At 42.0% G+C, this 14,042-nt stretch carries 27 protein-coding genes; all 27 read right to left on the bottom strand.

Annotated features, from left to right (window positions below):
• Positions 1-77 precede the first annotated feature (77 nt).
• Positions 78-875: an energy-coupling factor transporter transmembrane component T family protein gene (locus tag IGK14_RS01290; RefSeq protein ID WP_005227113.1), complete on the bottom strand. Its 798-nt coding sequence runs from the start codon at positions 873-875 to the stop codon at positions 78-80.
• A complete protein-coding gene (locus IGK14_RS01285) occupies positions 865-1,731 on the bottom strand; it encodes an energy-coupling factor ABC transporter ATP-binding protein (protein WP_005232516.1) in 867 nt (288 codons plus the stop codon). Before IGK14_RS01285 ends, IGK14_RS01290 begins: the two co-directional genes overlap by 11 nt.
• Positions 1,707-2,543, bottom strand: a complete 837-nt coding sequence (locus IGK14_RS01280; protein ID WP_010748616.1) for an energy-coupling factor ABC transporter ATP-binding protein — start codon at positions 2,541-2,543, stop codon at positions 1,707-1,709. Before IGK14_RS01280 ends, IGK14_RS01285 begins: the two co-directional genes overlap by 25 nt.
• Positions 2,544-2,814: 271 nt before the next feature.
• Complete coding sequence (rplQ, locus tag IGK14_RS01275) at positions 2,815-3,195, bottom strand: 50S ribosomal protein L17 (protein ID WP_003128038.1); 381 nt, start codon at positions 3,193-3,195, stop codon at positions 2,815-2,817.
• A gap of 70 nt (positions 3,196-3,265) precedes the next feature.
• Positions 3,266-4,204, bottom strand: a complete 939-nt coding sequence (locus tag IGK14_RS01270; protein WP_008376367.1) for a DNA-directed RNA polymerase subunit alpha — start codon at positions 4,202-4,204, stop codon at positions 3,266-3,268.
• 79 nt (positions 4,205-4,283) lie between these two features.
• Positions 4,284-4,673 (bottom strand): 30S ribosomal protein S11, encoded by a 390-nt coding sequence (rpsK, locus tag IGK14_RS01265; RefSeq protein ID WP_005227104.1) that lies wholly within the window; start codon positions 4,671-4,673, stop codon positions 4,284-4,286.
• Between the two features lie 27 nt (positions 4,674-4,700).
• Complete coding sequence (gene rpsM / locus IGK14_RS01260; protein ID WP_005227102.1) at positions 4,701-5,066, bottom strand: 30S ribosomal protein S13; 366 nt, start codon at positions 5,064-5,066, stop codon at positions 4,701-4,703.
• Between the two features lie 17 nt (positions 5,067-5,083).
• Positions 5,084-5,200, bottom strand: coding sequence for a 50S ribosomal protein L36 (gene rpmJ, locus IGK14_RS01255; RefSeq protein ID WP_002288710.1), 117 nt, complete (start codon positions 5,198-5,200; stop codon positions 5,084-5,086).
• Positions 5,201-5,232: 32 nt separating this feature from the next.
• On the bottom strand, positions 5,233-5,451 hold the full coding sequence (infA, locus tag IGK14_RS01250) for a translation initiation factor IF-1 (protein WP_002288695.1): 219 nt from the start codon (positions 5,449-5,451) through the stop codon (positions 5,233-5,235).
• Between the two features lie 188 nt (positions 5,452-5,639).
• Positions 5,640-6,284, bottom strand: coding sequence for an adenylate kinase (locus tag IGK14_RS01245; RefSeq protein WP_005227100.1), 645 nt, complete (start codon positions 6,282-6,284; stop codon positions 5,640-5,642).
• Positions 6,285-6,344: 60 nt separating this feature from the next.
• Complete coding sequence (gene secY / locus IGK14_RS01240) at positions 6,345-7,640, bottom strand: preprotein translocase subunit SecY (RefSeq protein WP_005227099.1); 1,296 nt, start codon at positions 7,638-7,640, stop codon at positions 6,345-6,347.
• Positions 7,640-8,080 (bottom strand): 50S ribosomal protein L15, encoded by a 441-nt coding sequence (gene rplO, locus IGK14_RS01235; protein ID WP_003128016.1) that lies wholly within the window; start codon positions 8,078-8,080, stop codon positions 7,640-7,642. The genes secY and rplO overlap by 1 nt, the downstream gene beginning before the upstream one ends.
• Before the next feature lie 40 nt (positions 8,081-8,120).
• Entirely contained in the window at positions 8,121-8,300 is a 180-nt protein-coding gene (gene rpmD / locus IGK14_RS01230; protein ID WP_003128015.1) for a 50S ribosomal protein L30, read from the bottom strand.
• Between the two features lie 13 nt (positions 8,301-8,313).
• Positions 8,314-8,814, bottom strand: a complete 501-nt coding sequence (gene rpsE, locus IGK14_RS01225; RefSeq protein ID WP_003128014.1) for a 30S ribosomal protein S5 — start codon at positions 8,812-8,814, stop codon at positions 8,314-8,316.
• A gap of 20 nt (positions 8,815-8,834) precedes the next feature.
• A complete protein-coding gene (rplR, locus tag IGK14_RS01220; RefSeq protein ID WP_005227097.1) occupies positions 8,835-9,191 on the bottom strand; it encodes a 50S ribosomal protein L18 in 357 nt (118 codons plus the stop codon).
• A 57-nt stretch (positions 9,192-9,248) separates the two neighbouring features.
• Positions 9,249-9,785: a 50S ribosomal protein L6 gene (gene rplF, locus IGK14_RS01215; RefSeq protein ID WP_005227095.1), complete on the bottom strand. Its 537-nt coding sequence runs from the start codon at positions 9,783-9,785 to the stop codon at positions 9,249-9,251.
• 31 nt (positions 9,786-9,816) lie between these two features.
• The gene (gene rpsH / locus IGK14_RS01210; RefSeq protein WP_005227093.1) at positions 9,817-10,215 is read right to left on the bottom strand and encodes a 30S ribosomal protein S8; all 399 of its coding nucleotides are present in this window, start codon (positions 10,213-10,215) and stop codon (positions 9,817-9,819) included.
• 32 nt (positions 10,216-10,247) lie between these two features.
• Complete coding sequence (locus IGK14_RS01205) at positions 10,248-10,433, bottom strand: type Z 30S ribosomal protein S14 (RefSeq protein WP_003128010.1); 186 nt, start codon at positions 10,431-10,433, stop codon at positions 10,248-10,250.
• An 18-nt stretch (positions 10,434-10,451) separates the two neighbouring features.
• On the bottom strand, positions 10,452-10,991 hold the full coding sequence (gene rplE / locus IGK14_RS01200) for a 50S ribosomal protein L5 (RefSeq protein ID WP_005227088.1): 540 nt from the start codon (positions 10,989-10,991) through the stop codon (positions 10,452-10,454).
• Positions 10,992-11,018: 27 nt separating this feature from the next.
• Positions 11,019-11,330 (bottom strand): 50S ribosomal protein L24, encoded by a 312-nt coding sequence (rplX, locus tag IGK14_RS01195; protein ID WP_003128007.1) that lies wholly within the window; start codon positions 11,328-11,330, stop codon positions 11,019-11,021.
• 35 nt (positions 11,331-11,365) lie between these two features.
• Positions 11,366-11,734, bottom strand: a complete 369-nt coding sequence (rplN, locus tag IGK14_RS01190) for a 50S ribosomal protein L14 (protein WP_003128006.1) — start codon at positions 11,732-11,734, stop codon at positions 11,366-11,368.
• Between the two features lie 60 nt (positions 11,735-11,794).
• Entirely contained in the window at positions 11,795-12,061 is a 267-nt protein-coding gene (gene rpsQ, locus IGK14_RS01185; protein WP_003128005.1) for a 30S ribosomal protein S17, read from the bottom strand.
• Between the two features lie 24 nt (positions 12,062-12,085).
• A complete protein-coding gene (rpmC, locus tag IGK14_RS01180; protein ID WP_002288664.1) occupies positions 12,086-12,274 on the bottom strand; it encodes a 50S ribosomal protein L29 in 189 nt (62 codons plus the stop codon).
• Positions 12,264-12,698 carry a 50S ribosomal protein L16 gene (rplP, locus tag IGK14_RS01175; RefSeq protein WP_005226918.1) on the bottom strand — a complete coding sequence of 145 codons (435 nt, stop codon included), beginning with the start codon at positions 12,696-12,698 and terminating at the stop codon, positions 12,264-12,266. The genes rpmC and rplP overlap by 11 nt, the downstream gene beginning before the upstream one ends.
• Positions 12,699-12,700: 2 nt before the next feature.
• Positions 12,701-13,357, bottom strand: a complete 657-nt coding sequence (gene rpsC, locus IGK14_RS01170; protein WP_005226916.1) for a 30S ribosomal protein S3 — start codon at positions 13,355-13,357, stop codon at positions 12,701-12,703.
• Between the two features lie 13 nt (positions 13,358-13,370).
• Positions 13,371-13,718: a 50S ribosomal protein L22 gene (gene rplV, locus IGK14_RS01165; RefSeq protein ID WP_003127973.1), complete on the bottom strand. Its 348-nt coding sequence runs from the start codon at positions 13,716-13,718 to the stop codon at positions 13,371-13,373.
• Positions 13,719-13,741: 23 nt separating this feature from the next.
• Positions 13,742-14,020 (bottom strand): 30S ribosomal protein S19, encoded by a 279-nt coding sequence (rpsS, locus tag IGK14_RS01160; protein WP_005226914.1) that lies wholly within the window; start codon positions 14,018-14,020, stop codon positions 13,742-13,744.
• Positions 14,021-14,042 lie beyond the last annotated feature (22 nt).

Genomic DNA, 14,042 nt, shown 5'->3' with positions numbered 1-14,042 from the left:
CAGCCGCTGGGATCGCCAGCAGCCTCGATGCTTCGTTAAGAACCTTTCGTGGGTTGACTTCAATCATAGGTCTTCGATTATCCTCTTAAGAACACTAACGCTACTGTAAAGAGCGCAAAAACGATGACAACCAATGTGTCCCGTTGATGCCAATGTAAAATCCGATACTTGGTACGCCCTTCGCCGCCTTGATAGCCTCTGGCTTCCATAGCGGTAGCTAGATCTTCCGCACGGTTAAAGCTGCTGACAAATAAAGGAATCAATAAAGGAACGATCGCCTTCATCTTCTGCAACAGTCCCCCTTCGCCGAAATCGACCCCGCGGGCACGCTGAGCATTCATAATTTTTTCTGTTTCATCCATCAAGGTTGGCACAAAGCGCAACGCGATCGACAGCATCAGTGAGATTTCATGGACAGGGAAACGGATCGCTTTTAACGGACGCAAAATGTATTCGATCGCATCTGAAAGCTCTAATGGAGGCGTCGTTAACGTCAACAAGGTCGACATGAAAATGATCAAAACAAAACGGCAAAAAATAAAAATCCCGTTTTGGACACCAAATTCTGTGATGTTAAAGATCCACCAAGACCAGTAGACGTCGCCGCCGGTAGTAAATAAAATCTGTAACGCCACAGTAAATAAAATCAGCCAAATCAAAGGACGCACGCCTCGAATAAAGAAGCCAAAATCGATTTTTGAAAAGGAGATACAAAAGAGCGTAAAAGCACCCGCTAATAAATAGCTTTGCCAATTATTCGCCAAAAAGATAATCGCGATAAAATAAAAACTAGCAATCAATTTGACTCGTGGATCTAAACGGTGGATCAAGGAGTCCCCAGGAATAAAACGACCGAAAATCAGTTTATTCATCATGGGCAGTCGCCCCCTTTGCTACTAAAACATCCGCCAGCTCATCAGCTGTTAGCGGCAACTGCTCAAATGCCAATCCTCTGGCTTGTAGTTGCTCCGCAAATGCGGTTGCTGTCGGTACCCCCAACTGCTTTTCTTGCAGCCAGGCAGTATCTTGAAACACAACGGACGGCGTGCCTGCTTTGACGAGACGTCCTTTTTCTAACACATAGACATAATCAGCATAGTTTGCCACATCATCCATCAAGTGGGTCACTAAAATGATCGTCATGTTCTTTTCCCGATGCAGGCGATCAAACATTTCCATCATCTCTTTGCGTCCTTGTGGATCTAAGCCAGCTGTCGGCTCGTCTAAGACCAAAACTTCTGGTTCCATAGCCAAGACCCCAGCAATCGCTACACGGCGCATTTGGCCCCCTGAAAGGTCAAATGGTGAACGTTCCAGAAAACTTTCATCTAAACCTACCAATTGAATGTATTCTTGGGCTAAACCTTTGGCTGCTTCTTCGGAGACCCCAAAGTTTTTCGGTCCAAAAGCGATATCTCTCGCAACAGTTTCCTCAAATAATTGGGATTCAGGAAATTGAAAAACGATCCCGACTTTTTTACGTAACGGTTTTAGATTTTTGTTGTCTGTCTCGGGTTTGATGACTCGCTCACCGATCGTGACCGTACCAGTCGTTGGTTTTAATAATGCATTCAAGTGCTGCAACAACGTAGATTTTCCGCTACCCGTATGACCGACTAAGGCGGTATAAGAGCCTTCTTTGATCTCTAAATCGATATCGAACAAAACCCGCTGTTCAAACGGAGAATGCGGTTGGTAGGTGAATCCTACTTGTTCAAAACGGATGTCCATAGCCAATCCACCATCCCTTCTTCAGTTAAGTACGCTTGCGGTACCGTGACGCCCCGCTGTTTTAGTGCCGCCTTTAATTTTTCAGGAAACGGCAGATCTAAGCCTAGCTCAATCAGTTCCGGACCTGCAGAAAAAATCTCTGCTGGTGTCCCTTCGCGGACGAGCTTTCCTTGACGCATCACCAGCACCCGATTGGCGTTGGCTGCTTCATCGATATCATGGGTGATCGAAAGCACGGTCAAATTGTTTTTCTCTTTGATTTTTTTGATCGTTGCGATCACTTCTTCACGACCTTCTGGATCTAGCATACTAGTGGCTTCATCAAGAATGATGATATCTGGGCGCAATGCAACTACGCCAGCAATGGCTACCCGCTGTTTTTGACCACCAGAAAGACGCGCGGGTTCCCGGGTCGCAAACTCGCTCATCCGTACTTGTTCCAGAGCGTCTTTGACACGAACCAGCATTTCTTCTCGCGGGATTCCTTGATTTTCCAAACCGAAAGCCACATCATCTTCCACCGTCGAACCAACGAATTGATTGTCAGGGTTTTGAAAGACCATACCGACCATTTTTCGAATATTCCAGATATTTTCTTCATTCAAAGGCAATTCGCCGACAGAAACACTGCCTTCTTGTGGCAAGATCAAGCCATTGATGGTTTTTGCTAAAGTTGATTTACCAGAGCCGTTATGGCCGATCAACGCCACCCATTCCCCTTTGTTGATGGAAAAGGATACGTTATTTAACGCGGCACGCTCTTCTTCGCTATAACGCACAGTAATAGCATTCAATTCAATGATTGGCTTCATGATAGACTCCTTCATTTGCGATTAATTCTTTCTAACACTACCAAAAAAGCGCACGTTTTTCAATGATTCACGCACGATTTGTCTCCAGATCTTTTTTTCACTTGCCATTACCTGTCTTGACAGGTAATCGAAAGTAAAAAAAAAGCACTTTATGATGAGTGCGTACACCTCGAAATACATCGAGGTGTAGGCGCTGAGCTAGACTCGGAAAGTTTCTTCCAACATCATAACACTCTTAGTAAACATCTATAAAGTGATGATAAGTGTGATTTTAAACAAGTTCTAGGATAACCATTGGTGCAGCATCTCCGCGTCTTGGTTCTGTTTTCAAGATACGAGTATATCCACCTTGGCGATCTGTGTAACGAGGAGCGATATCATTGAATAATTTTTGTAATGCTGATTCAATAACTACTTCTTCGTTTTCTTCACGTACACTTGCAACTTCATTACGAACGAATGCTGCTGCTTGACGACGTGCATGCAAATCACCACGTTTACCTAAAGTGATCATTTTTTCTGCAGTTGAACGAACTTCTTTCGCACGAGCTTCAGTCGTAACGATACGTTCGTTAATGAATAAATCAGTTGTCAAATCACGCAACATCGCTTTACGTTGGCTAGATGTGCGTCCTAGTTTACGATAACTCACGTGGTTTCCCTCCTTCACTTTCGAATGTTGTATCGGTCAGACGAACCGAACTAACGTAATCGAAAACGGTTTAATCGTCTTTACGTAGTCCTAAACCTAAATCATGTAATTTCACTTTGACCTCTTCAAGAGATTTACGGCCTAAGTTTCTTACTTTGATCATTTCTGGTTCAGATTTGTTTGTCAATTCTTGTACAGTATTGATTCCTGCACGTTTTAGACAGTTGTATGAACGAACAGATAAGTCTAATTCTTCGATCGTCATTTCCAACATTTTTTCTTTTTGTGTTTCTTCTTTCTCAACCATGATTTCAGCGTTTTTCGCTTCATCCGTTAGGTTAACAAAGATGTCTAAATGTTCAGTCATGATCTTCGCAGACAAACTCATTGCTTCCAATGGTTCGATTGAGCCATCAGTCCATATTTCCATCGTTAATTTGTCGAAATCATCCCGACGACCGACACGTGTGTTTTCTACTTGGTAGTTGACACGACGTACTGGTGTATAGATTGAATCGACTGGAAGAACGCCGATCGGCATGTCTTCTTTTTTGTTTTCGTCCGCTTGAACGTAGCCGCGGCCAGGTTTCACTGTTAAGCGAGCATGGAACGTAGCACCTTCAGAAACGGTACAGATATACATATCTTTGTTAAGGATTTCTACATCACTATCAACGATGATATCGCCAGCAGTTACTGTAGCAGGTCCTGAAATATCAATTTCAAGGGTCTTTTCTTCATCCCCGTACATTTTCAATGCAAGACCTTTAATATTCAAGATGATTTGAGCAACGTCTTCCCGAACACCCTTAACAGTTGAGAATTCGTGTAAAACTCCATCGATTTGAATATTGGTGATTGCCGCACCAGGTAAAGAAGATAATAAAATACGACGTAGGGAATTTCCTAGTGTAGTTCCGTAGCCTCTTTCAAGAGGTTCCACGATGAACTTGCCATAATCTTTGTCTTCATCAATCTTTGCGATTCTTGGTTTTTCGAATTCAATCATTCTTATCTATTACCCCTTTCAAAACGAAAAGTGTCTTGTTCAATGACGTATTTGTTACACTCAAAATGAGCAGCACTCATTAAACACGACGGCGTTTTGGAGGGCGGCATCCATTATGAGGGACTGGAGTCACGTCACGGATCGCACTCACTTCCAAACCTGCTGCTTGTAATGAACGAATTGCTGCTTCACGTCCAGAACCAGGTCCTTTAACTGTTACTTCAACAGTTCTTAATCCGTGTTCCATTGCTGCTTTGGTAGCTGTTTCTGCTGCCATTTGAGCGGCAAAAGGAGTAGATTTTTTGCTTCCTTTGAAACCTAATGAACCAGCTGATGACCATGCTAATGCATTACCATGAGTATCAGTGATCATTACGATTGTATTATTGAATGTTGAGTGAATATGTGCAATACCCGCTTCAATATTCTTTTTCACACGGCGTTTACGACTCACTTTTTTTGCTGCCATGAAGTTTTAACCTCCTTCACTTAGGAATTATTTTTTCTTGCCTGCGACTGTTTTAGACGGGCCTTTACGAGTACGTGCATTGTTTTTCGTGTTTTGTCCACGAACTGGCAATCCACGGCGATGACGGATTCCACGGTAAGAACCGATTTCCATCAATCGTTTGATGTTTAAGTTCACTTCACGACGAAGGTCACCTTCAACTTTTAATTTATCAACTTCCGCACGGATAGCATCTGTTTGTTCATTCGTTAAATCACGAACGCGAACTTCTTCAGACACGCCAGCGTCAGCTAAAATTTGTTTTGCAGTCGTGTTACCAATACCATAGATATAAGTAAGTGAAACGACCACACGTTTATCACGAGGAATATCTACTCCTGCAATACGAGCCATATTTGTTACACCTCCGATTATCCTTGACGTTGTTTATGTTTTGGATTTGCTGGGCAAATCACCATAACGCGTCCTTTACGACGAATTACTTTACAATGTTCGCACATTGGTTTTACTGATGGTCTTACTTTCATGATAATACCTCCTGTGGTTTTACGGAGTACAATTATTTAAAGCGATAAGTAATGCGGCCACGGTTCAGATCATACGGGGATAATTCCACCGTCACTTTGTCTCCAGGTAAAATACGAATGTAGTGCATCCGGATCTTACCAGAAACGGTCGCTAGAACTTGGTGTCCGTTTTCCAATTCTACTTTAAACATTGCATTCGGCAAAGTTTCGACGACTGTACCTTCGACTTCAATCATATCTTCTTTTGCCACGCACAGTACCTCCTTGTACTTGTGATTTTCACACGATAAAATGGCGGAAACTCGGTTCCCACCTGATATTCTCAAACTATGCTCCTACTTAATAAAAAGTAGAAGTCGGACTGACATATTCTATCATATCCTGTCAAAGATTTCAAGAGAAAGTTTTAAGCTGCAAGTTGGACTCGGGCAATCTATGATTAGTCAATGATCTTTTGAACATCTTCGAATACAGCGTCGATGTCGCGATCCCCATCAATCGATTGCAATAACCCTTTGTCTTTGTAATAAGTCAAAATTGGTTCACTGCTTTTGATATTGACAGCTAGACGATTTTTGACCGTCTCAGGCTTATCATCTTCACGTTGGTAGAAGTCATGACTTCCACAACGATCACATGTTCCTTCCTCTTTTGGAGGATTGAACAATTTATGATAAGTTGCCCCACAATTGCGGCACATGAAGCGGCCGGCTAAACGTTCTACAAGAACTTCTTCAGGAACATGAATATCAATAACGGCATCAAGTTTTTTGTTAAGGTCAGCTAGCATCTCATCTAACGCTTTTGCTTGATCCAATGTACGAGGAAAACCATCTAATAAGAAACCTTTCTCGGTATCAGGTTCAGCTAAACGTTCTTTAACGATCCCATTTGTAACCTCATCAGGAACTAATGCGCCTTGATCCATGTATGATTTTGCTTTAAGGCCTAGTTCTGTTTCGTTCGCCATCGCAGCCCGAAACATATCGCCTGTTGAAATATGAGGAAGACCGTATTCAGCAACGATACGTTCTGCCTGAGTACCTTTTCCAGCACCAGGTAATCCCATTAAAATGAAGTTCATTCTAATTCCTCCTGTAAGTTTTTGAATAGTGTTGAGGAAATCCTCAACACTTCAATAACTTTAATTGATGAAACCAGTATATTTCCGTTTCAGCATAAGCCCTTCTAACTGCTTGGCAGTATCAAGTGCCACACCGATAATGATCAATAGACTCGTTCCACCTAGACCGATCGATTGCGGTAGATTCCAAGCCATCTGAGCGATGATTGGAAGTAAAGCAACCAATCCTAAAAAGATCGATCCAACCGTGCTTAATCGCATCAACAAACGTGATACATATTCTTCGGTTCCTTTACCAGGACGCACACTCGGAATGTAACTTCCTTGTTTTTGCAAGTTTTCCGCTAATTTCTCAGGGTTCACTTGAACAAATGCGTAGAAGAAAGTAAACGCAACGATCAAGACAGTATAGATGATCGCACCCGGTACAGTGTTGTAACTAAAGATCGTTTGCACCACTTCGTACCAAGTTTCTCCTCTATATGAACTACCTAATGCTTGAATGATCGCATTTGGTGTTGTAATAAAAGAACTGGCAAAGATAACTGGGATAACCCCGGCAGCATTTACTTTCAAAGGAAGGTAACTGCTGGTAGGCGCTCCTGCTACCCGTTTTGTATATTGGATCGGAATCTTGCGTTCTGCTTGTTGAACATACGTTACTAAAGTAATGACGATCAACACAGCGATCACAAGCAGCGCCATAAAGATAGCATTTAGCCAGATATCCGATTGATCCACGTTAATGAAGTAATCTTCAATCAATTCTTTGATGCTTGCTGGTAAGCGTGAAATGATCCCTGCAAAGATGATCATTGACACACCGTTTCCGATACCACGCTCGGTGATCTGCTCTCCTAACCAAGTGACTAACATCGTTCCGGCTGTTAAAATCAGACCGATCACGATATAGGTTGCCATATTAGGATTGTTTACAAACCCGAGTTGAGTGTAATAGTTAAATCCAGCCGTTAATGTCATGGATTGGACAAAGCCCAATACCAACGTCAAGTAACGTGTTGCCTGATTTAGTTTCTTACGACCCACTTCACCTTGCTTCGACCATTCAACAAATTTAGGGACGATATCCATCTGCAACAACTGAATAACAATTGAGGCAGTGATGTAAGGCGAAACCCCCATCGAGAAAATCGAAAATTGTTGCATGGCGCCACCACTTACCAAGTTTAACATGTTTAAAAATGGTAGATCTGCGATGGTGTTTAGGCGACTTGCGTCTACGCCTGGCACAGTAATATGTGTTCCCAGACGAAAGACAAACAAGATTAAGACGGTGAACAATATTCTGGATCTAATATCCTTAACCTTAAAGGCATCCTTCAATAGTCTGATCATTAGATCACCTCGATTGATCCACCAGCAGCAACGATTGCTTCTTCAGCTGCTTTTGAGAATTTAGCTGCTTTCACAGTCAATTTCTTCGTTAATTCTCCGTTAGCTAATACTTTGATTCCTGCTTTTTCGTCTTTGACGATTCCAGCTTCGTGTAAAGCAACAGGTGTTACTTCAGCACCGTCTTCAAAGCGGTTCAAGACATCAAGATTGATGACTGCATATTCTTTGCGGTTCACATTTGTAAAGCCACGTTTTGGTAAACGACGGAACAATGGTGTTTGTCCACCTTCGAATCCTAGACGTACTCCGCCGCCTGAACGAGCTTTTTGACCTTTTTGTCCACGTCCAGCTGTTTTACCGTTACCAGATGAAGTTCCTCGACCGACACGGTTACGTACTTGGCGTGAGCCTTCTGATGGTTTTAATTCATGAAGTTTCATAGGTTTGGCACCTCCTTAATCAAACTAGATCTGCTGATCCTTAGACCTCTTCAACGTCCACTAAGTGAGAAACAGTGTTAACCATGCCTTTGATTGCATCATTAGCAGGTTTTACAACTGTTGAATTCAACTTTGTAAGACCTAACGCTTTTACAGTATCACGTTGGTTTTGGGGACGTCCGATAATACTGCGTTTTAAAGTAATTTTCAATTCAGCCATTATAGTGTCCTCCTTAACCGATTAATTCTTCTACTGATTTGCCGCGAAGTGCTGCCACTTCTTCAGCGCGTTTTAATTGTTTTAAACCTTCAACTGTTGCGCGAACAACGTTGATTGGTGTGTTAGAACCTAAAGATTTAGATGTGATATCAGCTACCCCAGCTAATTCCAATACGGCACGAACTGGTCCACCAGCAGCTACCCCAGAACCTTCTACAGCAGGTTTCATAAGGATGCGTCCGCCGCCGAATACACCGATAACTTCGTGAGGGATTGTAGAACCAACCATTGGTACTTCCACCAAGTTTTTCTTCGCGTCTTCGATTGCTTTACGGATTGCTTCTGGTACTTCTTGTGCTTTACCAGTACCGAAACCTACGTGTCCGTTTTTGTCACCGACAACAACTAATGCAGCAAAACGTAGACGACGTCCACCTTTAACAACTTTAGTTACACGGTTGATCGCAACAACGCGGTCTTCTAATTCCAAATGTTTTGGATCAATATAAACCATGAATGGTGTTCCTCCTTCTCTTAAAATTCCAGTCCATTTTCGCGAGCTGCTTCAGCTAAAGCTGCTACACGGCCATGGTAAAGGTATCCACCACGGTCAAAGACTACTACTTTAATACCTTTTGCTGCTGCACGTTCTGCGACTAATTTACCGACAGCTTGTGCTTGTTCAGTTTTTGTTGCACCTGAAACTTCTTTGTCTAAGGCAGAGGCACTTGCTAGCGTCACACCCGCTACGTCATCAATTACTTGTGCGTAGATGTTTTTGTTCGAACGGAACACGTTTAAGCGTGGGCACTCAGCAGTACCAGAGATTTTGTTACGTACACGACGATGTCTTTTCTGACGTGTCTTGTTTTTATCTGGTTTTGTAATCACAATTTGTCACCTCTTTTAATTTTGCTAGCCTAAGCTGCTAGTCGTAAAGAATTACGACTATTTACCAGTTTTACCTTCTTTACGGCGTACAAATTCGCCAACATAACGAATTCCTTTGCCTTTGTAAGGTTCTGGAGGACGAACGCCACGGATATTGGCAGCCAATTCGCCTACGACTTCTTTATCTGATCCTTTAACGATCACAGAAGTATTTGAAGGAACTTCGATTTCGATTCCAGCTGGCGCTTCGATTTCAACTGGATGAGAGTAACCAACGTTCAATACAAGTTTTTTCCCTTGTAATTGAGCACGGTACCCAACCCCGATTAATTCTAACGCTTTTTGGAAACCTTCAGAAACACCAACAACCATGTTGTTGAAGTTTGCACGGGTAGTTCCGTGGATAGTTTTCATTTCTTTACTATCATTTGGACGAGTGAATGTTACTTCGTTTCCTTCGATATTCATTGTGATATCAGAAGAGAAAGTACGTGTTAATTCACCTTTAGGTCCTTTAACTGTAATGTCGTTTCCGTTTTGCTTGATTTCAACACCAGCAGGAAGAACGACGATCTTATTACCGATACGACTCACTTAGAGGCACCTCCTTGTGGAATATTTTAAATTACCATACATAAGCGACTACTTCGCCGCCAACATTTTTTGCTCTAGCTTCTTTGTCAGTGATTACACCGTCAGAAGTTGAGATAATCGCGATTCCTAGACCATTCAATACTTTTGGTACTTCGTCAGCTTTGACATAAGCACGCAAGCCTGGTTTAGAGATACGTTTTAAGTTTGTGATAACACGTTCACCGTTTTTACCGTATTTAAGAAATACGCGGATCACGCCTTGTTTGTCATCTTCAATGTATTCAACATCGCGGACGAAACCTTCACGTTTCAAGATTTCAGCGATATCACGTTTGATTTTTGAAGCAGGTACTTCTAGGCTTTCGTGTTTAACCATGTTTGCGTTACGCACGCGCGTTAGAAAATCTGCAATTGGATCTGTCATGACCATGGGATAATTTACCTCCTTTATGCGAGTATAGTTTACCAGCTAGCTTTCTTCACGCCGGGAATTTGTCCTTTATAGGCAAGTTCGCGGAAGCAAATACGGCAAAGATGAAATTTACGATAAACTGAATGTGGACGTCCGCAACGTTCACAACGAGTGTATTCTTGCGTTGAGAATTTAGCAGGGCGTTTGTTTTTAGCAATCATTGATTTTTTAGCCACGTAGTTCGCCTCCTTTTTTTATTTTTGGAATGGCATGCCTAATTGTGTCAACAATTCACGAGATTCTTCATCTGTGTTTGCTGTTGTTACAATCACGATATCCATACCACGTACTTTGTCGATCAAATCATAATCTACTTCAGGGAAAATCAATTGTTCTTTGATACCTAAAGTGTAGTTTCCGCGTCCGTCGAACGCTTTTTTGCTCACACCGTGGAAGTCACGGACACGTGGCAATGACACACTTACTAGTTTATCTAAGAATTCATACATTCTTTCGCCGCGTAGTGTTACTTTCGCACCGATTGGCATTCCTTCACGTAAACGGAATCCTGCGATAGATTTTTTCGCTTTTGTGATCAATGGTTTTTGACCTGAGATCAATTGTAATTCTTCAACAGCTTTGTCTAAGTTTTTAGCATTAGAAACAGCGTCACCGACACCCATGTTGATAACGATTTTATCAACTTTTGGTGCTTCCATGATTGAGCTGTAGTTAAATTTGTCCATTAATGATGGGACAACTTCTTTTGAATATTTTTCTTTAAGGCGGTTCATCTGTTAGCCCCTCCTTCCTTCATCAGATTATTTATCAAGAACTTCTCCGGTTTTCTTAGAAACGCGGACTTTTTTGCCGTCAACTTCTTTGTAACCGACACGCGTAGCTTCACCGTTCGATGGATCAACCACCATCACGTTAGAAACATGAATTGGTGCTTCCATTTCAACGATTCCGCCTTGAGGAGCAGTTTGAGAAGGTTTTTGGTGTTTTTTGACAACATTGACACCTTCAACAACGACTTTGTCTTTTTTAGGAAACGCTGCTAGCACAACGCCTTCTTTGTTTTTGTCTTTACCAGTGATAACTTTAACTTTATCGCCTTTTTTAACAAACATGTTTGTTTCGCACCTCCTTTAGATAAGAATCACTATTACAATACTTCTGGTGCTAGGGAAACGATCTTCATAAAGTTGCCTTCACGCAATTCGCGGGCAACTGGGCCAAAGATACGAGTTCCACGAGGGCTCTTATCGTCACGGATAATAACCGCAGCATTTTCATCGAATTTGATGTATGAACCGTCTGTACGACGAGCTCCTGATTTAGTACGAACGATAACGGCTTTAACGACGTCACCTTTTTTGACAACCCCACCTGGCGTTGCTTGTTTAACCGTAGCAACAATCACGTCACCAATATTGGCAGTTTTACGACCAGATCCGCCAAGGACTTTGATCGTTAGAATTTCACGGGCACCTGAGTTGTCCGCCACTCTTAATCGGCTTTCTGCTTGGATCACGATGTGTATCCTCCTTTCAGATTTTGCAATTCACAATCTATATAGGAAAATCTCGTGTGATTAGATAATCACTGCCTTTTCAACAATCTCTACTAGACGGAAACGTTTCGTAGCTGATAATGGACGAGTTTCCATAATTTTCACGATATCGCCAACTTTTGCTTCGTTGTTTTCATCGTGTGCTTTGTATTTCTTAGAATAGTTCAGACGTTTGCCGTAGATAGGGTGGTTTTTCTTTGTTTCAACGACAACAGTGATAGTTTTATCCATTTTGTCTGATACCACGCGACCTTGGTAAACTTTGCGTTGATTTCTTTCTTCAGTCATACGCTAAATGGCCTCCTTCCACTATTACTTAGCTTGTTCACGCAATACTGTTTTAATGCGTGCAATCGATTTACGTACTTCTTTGATACGTGCAGTGTTTTCTAATTGACCTGTTGCTAATTGGAATCTAAGATTGAACAATTCTTCTTTCAATTGTTTTTCTTGATCTAGCATTTCGGCAGTGGTTAATTCTCTGATTTCTTTAACCTTCATTCGATTCACCACCCATTTCCTCACGTTTTACGATCTTCGTTTTCACTGGTAATTTGTGAGAAGCAAGACGTAGCGCTTCGCGCGCAACTTCTTCAGGTACACCGGCAATTTCAAACATGATTTTACCACGTTTAACTGGTGATACCCATCCTTCAGGAGCCCCTTTACCAGAACCCATACGTACCCCGATAGCTTTGGCAGTATAAGATTTGTGAGGGAAAATTTTGATCCATACTTTCCCGCCACGTTTCATATAACGAGTCATTGCGATACGGGCAGCTTCGATTTGACGGTTTGTGATCCAGTGTGATTCAACAGCTTGTAAGCCGTATTCACCGAATGCTACTTCTTTTCCGCCTTTCGCTTCGCCACGCATTTTTCCGCGGAACTCACGACGGTGTTTTACACGTTTAGGTACTAACATGTTTATTTCCCTCCTTTCTCAGTGTTCTTTTTAGTTGGAAGAACTTCTCCACGATAAATCCACACTTTAACTCCTAGTTTTCCGTATGTTGTATCTGCTTCTTCCCATGCGTAATCAATGTCCGCACGTAATGTATGAAGTGGAACGGTTCCTTCTGAGTAACCTTCTGAACGAGCGATATCCGCACCATTTAGACGGCCAGAAACTTGTGTTTTGATTCCTTTAGCGCCAGAACGCATTGTGCGTTGGATCGCTTGTTTTTGAGCACGACGGAAAGCAACACGGTTTTCTAATTGACGTGCGATTCCTTCGCCTACTAATTTAGCATCTAAATCTGGTTTTTTGATTTCAACGATGTTGATGTGAACTCGTTTGCCAGTTAGGCTATTTAATTCTTTTCTTAGGTTTTCGACTTCAGATCCGCCTTTACCGATAACCATACCTGGTTTAGCTGTGTGGATTGAAATATTCACGCGGTTTGCTGCACGCTCGATCTCAACTGTAGACACAGCGGCATCAGCAAGTTTAGATGCGATAAATTTACGGATTTTCAAATCTTCATGTAGAAATTCAGCATACTCTTTTTCAGCATACCATTTAGCATCCCAGTCACGGATGATGCCTACACGCATTCCAATTGGATGTACTTTTTGACCCACTGATTGTCCCTCCTTATTTTTCTGATACGACTACAGTAATATGACTTGTACGTTTGTTGATCGGTGAAGCTGAACCTTTCGCACGTGGACGGAAACGTTTCATCGTTGGTCCTTCGTTTACGAATGCTTCAGAAACAATCAAGTTTTCAACATCTAAGTCAAAATTATTTTCTGCATTGGCAATAGCTGACATCAAGACTTTCTCGATGATTCCAGCTGCTTTATTTGGTGTGAACTTTAAGATCGCGATTGCTTCAGCAACGCTTTTCCCTCTGATTAAGTCAATAACTAGACGAGATTTACGAGGAGAAACGCGGACTGTTTTAGCAGTTGCTTTCGCTGATGTGATTTGTTCTGCCATTTTTGGATATCCTCCCCTCAAAATTAGCGTCTTGTTTTCTTATCATCGGCAGCATGTCCGCGATAAGTTCTTGTTGGTGCAAATTCACCTAATTTGTGTCCTACCATGTCTTCTTGGATGTAAACTGGTACATGTTTCCGTCCATCATACACAGCAATTGTAAATCCGATAAAATTAGGGAAAATTGTAGAACGACGTGACCAAGTTTTGATCACTTTTTTCTTTTCAGCGCCTTCTTGTGCTTCGACCTTTTTCATCAAATGGTCATCGACAAAAGGTCCTTTTTTCAAACTACGACCCATGGTGTACCTCCTCTCAAAATGT

The organism is Enterococcus sp. DIV0970a (genome assembly GCF_051711265.1).
GTDB classification, from domain to species: domain Bacteria; phylum Bacillota; class Bacilli; order Lactobacillales; family Enterococcaceae; genus Enterococcus_D; species Enterococcus_D casseliflavus.
This window is presented reverse-complemented; position numbering and strand designations above follow the sequence as displayed.

Coding starts and splice junctions, on each gene's coding strand:
- rpmJ (WP_002288710.1), bottom strand. CDS start 5,200: ATGAAAGTAAGACCATCAGTAAAACCAATGTGCGAACATTGTAAAGTA.
- IGK14_RS01290 (WP_005227113.1), bottom strand. CDS start 875: ATGATGAATAAACTGATTTTCGGTCGTTTTATTCCTGGGGACTCCTTG.
- rplV (WP_003127973.1), bottom strand. CDS start 13,718: ATGGCAGAACAAATCACATCAGCGAAAGCAACTGCTAAAACAGTCCGC.
- IGK14_RS01270 (WP_008376367.1), bottom strand. CDS start 4,204: ATGATTGAATTCGAAAAACCAAGAATCGCAAAGATTGATGAAGACAAA.
- rpsE (WP_003128014.1), bottom strand. CDS start 8,814: ATGGTTTATATTGATCCAAAACATTTGGAATTAGAAGACCGCGTTGTT.
- rplE (WP_005227088.1), bottom strand. CDS start 10,991: ATGAACCGCCTTAAAGAAAAATATTCAAAAGAAGTTGTCCCATCATTA.
- rpmC (WP_002288664.1), bottom strand. CDS start 12,274: ATGAAGGTTAAAGAAATCAGAGAATTAACCACTGCCGAAATGCTAGAT.
- rpmD (WP_003128015.1), bottom strand. CDS start 8,300: ATGGCTGAATTGAAAATTACTTTAAAACGCAGTATTATCGGACGTCCC.
- rpsS (WP_005226914.1), bottom strand. CDS start 14,020: ATGGGTCGTAGTTTGAAAAAAGGACCTTTTGTCGATGACCATTTGATG.
- rplO (WP_003128016.1), bottom strand. CDS start 8,080: ATGAAACTTCATGAATTAAAACCATCAGAAGGCTCACGCCAAGTACGT.
- IGK14_RS01245 (WP_005227100.1), bottom strand. CDS start 6,284: ATGAACTTCATTTTAATGGGATTACCTGGTGCTGGAAAAGGTACTCAG.
- secY (WP_005227099.1), bottom strand. CDS start 7,640: ATGATCAGACTATTGAAGGATGCCTTTAAGGTTAAGGATATTAGATCC.
- IGK14_RS01285 (WP_005232516.1), bottom strand. CDS start 1,731: ATGGACATCCGTTTTGAACAAGTAGGATTCACCTACCAACCGCATTCT.
- rplX (WP_003128007.1), bottom strand. CDS start 11,330: ATGTTTGTTAAAAAAGGCGATAAAGTTAAAGTTATCACTGGTAAAGAC.
- rplP (WP_005226918.1), bottom strand. CDS start 12,698: ATGTTAGTACCTAAACGTGTAAAACACCGTCGTGAGTTCCGCGGAAAA.
- rpsM (WP_005227102.1), bottom strand. CDS start 5,066: ATGGCTCGTATTGCAGGAGTAGATATTCCTCGTGATAAACGTGTGGTC.
- rpsK (WP_005227104.1), bottom strand. CDS start 4,673: ATGGCAGCAAAAAAAGTGAGTCGTAAACGCCGTGTGAAAAAGAATATT.
- rpsQ (WP_003128005.1), bottom strand. CDS start 12,061: ATGACTGAAGAAAGAAATCAACGCAAAGTTTACCAAGGTCGCGTGGTA.
- IGK14_RS01280 (WP_010748616.1), bottom strand. CDS start 2,543: ATGAAGCCAATCATTGAATTGAATGCTATTACTGTGCGTTATAGCGAA.
- rpsH (WP_005227093.1), bottom strand. CDS start 10,215: ATGGTCATGACAGATCCAATTGCAGATTTTCTAACGCGCGTGCGTAAC.